The organism is Roseitalea sp. (assembly GCF_984466335.1).
Map to the genome: position 1 here is coordinate 1 of NZ_CFIFWG010000159.1, position 7188 is coordinate 7188.

Below are 7188 nucleotides of genomic sequence, written 5' to 3' on the forward strand. Positions count from 1 at the left end.
GGCGCGCGGCGCATCGAGCCCGCCGATGAAGCCGATCAGATTGTCGGGGAATGCCGCGCCGCCGCCGGTGTTGGCGATATAGGCCGCCCCGCTCGCGCCTCCGTCGCGCAGCAGCGCCGGATCGCCGCCCCGTTCGGGATCGAAGGCGGCATTGACGGCCAGCGTGCCCGCCATGCCCGGCACGATGGCGCCCGCGGAGGGAACGGCGGGACCGCCCGAATAGGTGAACAGGCCGGCGGCCGGCGGCGCTGCGCCCCCGGTCCGGTCCGTCTCGGCGAAGGTCGCAACAAGACCGCGGGCGATCTCGTCGAGCTGGCTCTGCTGCTGCACCGCCACCGTGTCGCGCGCCTGTATCAGCGCCGAGAGCCGGCCGGCCGCCGAGGTGTTGGCACCCTGGCCGACATGCAGGGGCACGCCGTCGATGCGCAACGGATTGCCCGTCGTCGCCGCATCGTAGGCCGTGCGCGCATCGAAGCCGATCGAGCGCGGCACCGTCTCGAACAGGGTGATGCCCTGGCCGGCGAACAGCACCATGTCGTTCTCGCCGCGCGTGACGACGGAGACGGACACATATTCGGACATCTGCTTGAGGAGCGCGTCGCGCCGGTCGAGCGCATCGTTGACGTCGCGGCCGGCCTGCGTGCCGCTGACGACCTGGCCGTTGGCCTGCTCGAACTGGACAAGCAGGCCGCGCAGCGCGTCGACGCCGGCGGCGATCTGACGGTCAAGGTCGACGCGATAGGCCTGGACGTCGCGCGAGGCGGTGCTGACGGTGCGCGCCAGATCGCGGGCCGCATCGATGCTGGCCGCGCCCAGGATCGTGTTCGACGCATCGGACGAAAACACCTGGAGCGCATCGCGCAGAACGTCGATCTTGGCCGAGGGGGAATTGCGATTGTCGACGCCGTTGACGATCGTCTGGAGGCGCGAGGACGCCTCGCCGACCGCCGACTGGGCCGCGCTGTCCGAAAGGGCGGAGAGCGCGCTGCGGAACATGTGCGGCTCGTCGGCACGCTGGATCGAATAGACGCGGGCGCCATGTTGCGTCGTCGATACGCGCGCCTCGCGGCGCACATAGTTCTCGTTGCCCGCATCGGAAATATTGCGCGCGGCCAGCTGCGTCTGCTGGGACGCATTGAAGAGCGACGTCTGCGCTATCTTGATGGCCGCCGTCAGCGTCATGACATGTCCCTGCCCATCGACCCGGGCACAGGCTTCATCGGGTTACGATCGCCGGCGGATATCATTTCATCGACACCCCGCAGCCGGCGCATGCGGCGCGCAACTACCGCTTGAGCGTCAACAGCACATCCATCAGGTCCGAGCCGGTCTGGAAGGTTTTCGAGTTGGCCGTGTAGTTGCGCTGCGCCTGGATCATCTCGGTCAACTCCTCGGCGATATCGACATTGGACGCCTCAAGCGCGCCCGAAACCAGCCCGCCGAGCTCATCCTCGCCCGGGAACCCGAGACGGACGTCGCCGCTGTCATCGTTGGCGACGAAGATGTTGCCCGACACGGAGATCAAACGGTCGGGACTGATCACGCTGGCCAGCGGCACGCGGAACAAGGGGCGCAGCGTCTCGTTTTCATATTGCGCATAGACCGTGCCGTCGGCGCCGATGTTGAGCTTTTCGACGGCCGACGGCGCGTTGCCATCGACCGTGACGTCATAAGTCGTGAAATCGGCGGCCAGCTGGGTGCTGCCGCTCAGATCGAACGTCAGCGCCTTGCCGTCGGGAACCGGCACGGTTAGGACGGTTGCGCCGTCAAGCTCGCCGGTCGTTCCGTCGAAGGTCACGGTCTGCGTGGCGAGCGGCCCCGCGCCATAGGGAAAATTGGTGCCCGGCGCGGCCTGAGACTGGTCGAAAACCGCAAGCTCCCAAGTGTTGGCCGCCGTCTTGGTCATGTAGACGTCGAGCAGTTGCGTGCCGCCCAGATTGTCATAGGCGAGCACCGACGATTTGTGCGTGAAGCCGGCAAACGGGTCGTTGGACGAGGGCAGCGGGTCGGTCGAGACCGCCGCATCGGACGGCAGGTTGACCTGGAACCGGCCGAACTGGCTCGGCGCCGCCGTCATCTCGGTGCTGTCGAGACGTACGATCTCGGTGCCGTCGAGGCTGTTGGCCGTCACCGCGGGATCGCCATTGTCGTAGCTGTAGCCGGCCAGATAATAGCCCGCCGAGTTGACGAGCCGGCCTTCCTGGTCGGGCACGAACGAGCCCGCCCGCGTCATGTAGGAGACGCCGTTCTCGTCCTTGACGACGAAGAACCCGCCGCCGTCGACGGCCAGATCGAGCGCCGAATTGGTGAATTGGAGAACGCCCTGCTGGGAGACGTGCTGGCGGACATTGGTGATCACACCACCCGAATTGTGGCTGTTGGGCGAATTGTTGACCACCAGGGTGGAGAACTCCACGCCCAGCTTCTTGTAGCCGGTGGTCGCCGAGTTGGCGATGTTGTCGGCAACCGTCGCAAGCTTGCTGGCCTGACCCTGCATGCCGGACACGCCGGTGCGCATCATACCGTAGAGACTCATCGGACGGACTCCTTCCCACGATTGTGCGGGAAAGACTAAACCGCCAAACTTGCCCGAGGCTGCTCCGGGGTCGCGACCGACGGAGATGCGGCCCGAAGCAGATCCAGATTCAGCCGGTAGCCGAGATAGCGGCGCGAATCGATCACGTTGGCGCCGAGCACCTTGGCAAGCTTCTTGCGCAGCTTGGAGATGTGGCTTTCGATGACGCACTCCTCGACATGCTCCTCCAGCACGCCGTAGACGGCATTGTAGACCTGCGTGCGCGAGGCGCGCCGCTCGCCGTTGCCGGCCAAATATTCGAGCACGCGCCGCTCGCGTCTTGGCAGCGGAAACGGCTTTCCGTCCACGATCGGGTCGCGGCCGTCCATGAAAACCCGCAGGCGGCCGCAGTCGATATAGGTCTTGCTGTCCTGGGCGCGGCGACGGATCGCAGAGATACGGGCCAGAATCTCGCGCACATGGACCGGCTTGCGCACGACGTCGTCGGCGCCGATGTCGAAGCGCTGCAACGTCTCGTTGAGCGAGCCGGTCTCCAGCATGGCGATGATCGGCACCCGGGTCCGGGAGCGCAACGCGCCAATCAGGCGATCCTCGTCGTTCGTCCTTCCGATCAGGAAAGACTGAACGGCCTGGAGCTCTTCAGGCGAGCCCGCCTCCAGCCACTCCTGCATTTCCCCGGAACCAACCCCGTAAACAGAATATCCTATACGTGAAAACATAGCCCGATAAGCGTCCAGTACAGCGTACCGGTCGTCGATGATCACGATCATATGTGTTGCCCGCCAAAATACCCCCAAGATATGCCTTGTTTGGTATGATTGGCCGGACATTCTCTCACCCCCCAATATTTTGCCTATTGCTTTTTCAAGGAAAATCAAAAAATCGACCTTATCGAGCATGGAAAAAGCTTGTCCGGCAAAGGGGTGACGGATCGCGGGCGGGCCGTTAACCGGCCATTAACCATCAAATGATGATTCGCCCGTCGGCCGTCGCGGCCGAAGCGGCGCCGCCTGCGGCCATCGCGGGCTCGCCCGCGTCACCGGGTCCGCCCCGTGCCCCGCCGCCCGATGGCCGGTGTTCGCCGTGATGGAATGCATCGCCCTGCCGGGCCGCGGCATCGCGCGCCGCCCCCTCGTCGAGGCCCTGGCGCAGGGCCGCCTCGCCGCCCACATCGATGCTGGCGCCGGCGAAAGCGCCGCCAAGGGATCTCAGGACGGTCGTGATCGCCTCCTGGTCCGAACCCAGCACGCGGGCGGCCGATGCGCTGTCCGGCGTGAGCGTGACCTGCATCTGCTCTCCCGAAAGGCGCATGGTGACGTTGACCTGTCCCAGATGGGCCGGCTGAAGCTGAATGCGCAGCACCGGAACGGGCTGCCCGTGCGTCGACGCCGCCATCACGCGCGCCACATGGGAGGTGACCGTTTCGCGCATGGGCGCGGGAAGATCGCCCTCGCCCGCAAGGACACGCCCAAGATCGAGCGGCACGGCAAGCGATTGCGGCCTTGCGCCATCGGCCTGACCCGAAACGCCAGTCGCGGGCAAGACCGGCTTGCCGGCCGGTGCCGGCATGATCTTCGCAGCCTTGCCGACATCGGCCCCGGCGACCGCCTCGCCCTTGACGGCGAATGCCGTCCCGGCCGCCATATCCGTGCGCACGGCCGCACCGCCCAGAGCGATATGGGCGCCCTTGTCCGGCCCGCCCCGCGCCGGCACCAGGCCGTCGAGACCGCTCCCGGCCGGGACACGGCCTTCCAGGCCGGCGGGCCCGGAGGGCGCGCGCGGACCGGCGCGGCCGGTGCCCCCTTCGGCGGATCGCGCATTCAGATAGGACATGACCGCCATCACCGCCGCCTCCGGACCGCGGGACTGCGCGGCAGGCGCATCGCGGCCGCCGGCGACAGGGGCTTGGTCGACCTCGCCCGCCCCCCGCACCTGGCCGGCAACGTCCGGTCGAAGCGCCGCATCGGCTCCGGCGGCCCCGCCTGCCTTGAGGGCCGCCTCGATATCGGCGGTCCGGCTTCCGCCTGCCTCGCCGCCGACCGCGCCCAAAAGGTCCGCCGCCGCCTCGCGCCCGCGAGCGCGCTCCGGCTTCGCCGGTGGCGCGCCCTGCCCGTCCGCGGCGTCCGCCTTGGAGCCATCGCCGTTCGGCTCGGCACCGGCGTTTCCGTCTTCGGGCGCGCGCCCCGCCTTGCCGAGAGCCTCGGTGAACGATGCGGCGTCCGTGCCGGCGCGATCGGCGTTGGCTGGTCTTGCGGGCGGCATGCCGCCCGCCGACGGCGCTTGGGCAACGGCAAACTGGTTCATCGGCCCCGTACCTCCAGAACTGACTCGACTTCCCGCAGCATGTCGCGGGCATTGCTGATAAAATCACGATGCTCCGCCGGAGCGTCCGCGCTCGTCGCAGCGGCCGCGTCCCCCGGCTCGGAGCGAGGGGGCGCGACAGGCTCGGCCGCCGCGCCATAACCGGGCAGAACGGTGCGGATATCATTCTCGCGCGGCTGCATCGGCAAGCCGAACGGGCCGGCGTCGCCGCTTTCGGACGAATCGGGCGCGACAGGATCGGCTTGGGGCCCGGCCTCGCCGACATCGCCGCCCGGGCGCGTCATGTCGCGCAGCACGGCACGGGCCACCTCAAGCAGTTCGCGGTCGGCCGGCGGCAGTGCCCGGACATCGATGGCATCGAGCCGGGCGGCGACGGCGGCATGGTCGGCCGTGGCGATGTCGGCCATCAGCGCATAGAGCCGCTGGCGCTGGACGGCCTCCGGCTCGGAGGACGGGGTCCGCGCCGCCCCTGCCGTTTCGGGCGCCTCGCTCCGGGAGGCGTAACGCGCCTGGAGAAAACGCACCAGCTCGAAATTGCCCGAGACGGTGGCCGCCCGCATCTGCCGCGCCACGATGGAGCGGCGATGGGCCGGCGGCATGAAATCGATGATTTCGGCGAGCCGCCGGCGATCGGAAGGACGCGTCAGCGCCGCCCCGCCCCGAACCAGCTCGGCGGCGAAGTCCGAGGCGTAAGGGGAGTTGACGAAGGTGCGCGCATACCGGCTTGCCACGGTCAGGAACGCGGCGTGATCGCCGGCCTGCGCGTGCAGCGGCATCAATCGGCGCAGCGCCGATTCCTCGACCAGCGTGCCGGGCGCCAGCAGAACCGCCTCGCCGAGCCGGTCGATCCGCGCACGCCCGTCTTCGGCATTGATGCCGTTCAAAAGCGCAAGGCCGGCGCCCAGCATGCCGCCGATCGCCAGAGGGCGCGCGCGCGGATCGTCGCTGACGCGGCGCCCGAGCAGGGCGGTGCCCACGGCATCGGCGACCGCCATTTCGGTCTCCTGGTCGATCGCGCCGGCCATCGCTTCATAAAGGCTTGCAAAGGTCGACGGATTGCCCCCGCTCACCGCATAGGCCAGTACCGCATGCCTGTGACCGGCCTCGGCGAACGCGCCGCTTTCAATGGCGGCGAACAGCGCATCGACGATCCGCAACATGCCTGGCTGCATCTGAAAGGCCGCCGCATCGCCGCGCGCGATCTGATCCTGGATGTGGTGCAGGGACCGCACCGCGCCGAGCGGACCGGTCGGAATGTCCGCGTCCGCGCGCGCCCATGCCGGCCCGAAGCCGGTCGCAAGGCACAGCGCCAGGGGCGCGATCGTCCGCATGCCCGCCACGGCTATTCGAGCTCCACGAGGATGTCGATGCGCCGGTTGCGGGCGCTCAGCGGATCGTCGGGGACGGCCAACTCGCGGTCGGCCTTGCCGGTCACCGCGCGGAACCGGTCCTCGGGCACGCCGCCGCGCACGAGCATGTAATAGGCGGCCTGGGCGCGCGCGCCCGACAATTGCCAATTGTCGGAGGAGCCGGCCGCGAACGGGCGCGCGTCGGTGTGCCCTTCGATGCGGATGCCGCCCGCCCGGTCTGCGATCACGCCGCCGACCTTTTCGAGCGCGACGACAAGCGGCGGCGAGGGAATGGCCGAGCCGATCTCGAACATGGGGATCTGGAGATTGTCGGTCAGCGAGATCAGGATCGCGTCCGGCCGGGCCTCGACCGTGAGCTGCTCGACCAGAACATGGCCTTCGCCGAAAGTCTCGCCCAGGGCCTCGGTCAGGGCGTCACGCAACTGTTCGGCCTGCCGGCGCACCCGCGCGGTCGCCTCGTCCACCACCGGCTCGTCCGCCACCGGCTCCGCCACCTCCTCACCGGCCGCTTCGACCTGCCGCGGCGCGCCGTCGCGCGCGGCGGAACCGGGGCCCGCGCCGTCGCCGGCCGCATCGGCCTCTCCCACCTGCCCCAGGTTCGGTGGCGCGGGCGGATGGCCGGTATCCGAGAGCGTGATGTCCGGCAGCGCCTCCTGCGGCATTTCCGTCCAGCGCTCGGGCGCGAAGGGATCGAAGAAGGTGTCGGAGGGCGCATCGGCCTTTTCGGTCAACCAGGACCGGGCGCCGCCCATCGGCCCGCCTGGCGCCGCATCGCCGGCCTCGAACGCGCCGGCGATGCGGTCGAGCGCTTCGTACGGGTCGGCGAAGAACGCGGCACTGCCGGCGGCCGCGCGGGCATTGGCGGCCCCGCCGCCTTCCGCCGCGCCCGTCTCGCCGGAGCCGCCCTCGGCGGGAAGCGCCTCGACGTCCTGGATGCCCTTGGCGTCGTAAAGGCCCTTC

At 69.0% G+C, this 7188-nt stretch carries 6 protein-coding genes; all 6 read right to left on the bottom strand.

Translation table 11 applies throughout. From position 1 onward, the window contains the following. A partial coding sequence (flgK, locus tag AC5E6L_RS12855; protein WP_491773781.1) for a flagellar hook-associated protein FlgK occupies positions 1–1182 on the bottom strand: 1182 nt, incomplete at its 3' end. Between the two features lie 103 nt (positions 1183–1285). Continuing rightward, positions 1286–2536 carry a flagellar hook protein FlgE gene (locus tag AC5E6L_RS12860; RefSeq protein WP_491773783.1) on the bottom strand — a complete coding sequence of 417 codons (1251 nt, stop codon included), beginning with the start codon at positions 2534–2536 and terminating at the stop codon, positions 1286–1288. 35 nt (positions 2537–2571) lie between these two features. Further along, positions 2572–3306, bottom strand: a complete 735-nt coding sequence (locus tag AC5E6L_RS12865; RefSeq protein WP_491773785.1) for a response regulator transcription factor — start codon at positions 3304–3306, stop codon at positions 2572–2574. 193 nt (positions 3307–3499) lie between these two features. Beyond that, entirely contained in the window at positions 3500–4840 is a 1341-nt protein-coding gene (locus AC5E6L_RS12870; RefSeq protein ID WP_491773787.1) for a flagellar hook-length control protein FliK, read from the bottom strand. Then, positions 4837–6189 (bottom strand): hypothetical protein, encoded by a 1353-nt coding sequence (locus AC5E6L_RS12875; protein ID WP_491773791.1) that lies wholly within the window; start codon positions 6187–6189, stop codon positions 4837–4839. The genes AC5E6L_RS12870 and AC5E6L_RS12875 overlap by 4 nt, the downstream gene beginning before the upstream one ends. 11 nt (positions 6190–6200) lie before the next feature. Then, a partial coding sequence (locus tag AC5E6L_RS12880; protein WP_491773789.1) for an OmpA family protein occupies positions 6201–7188 on the bottom strand: 988 nt, incomplete at its 5' end.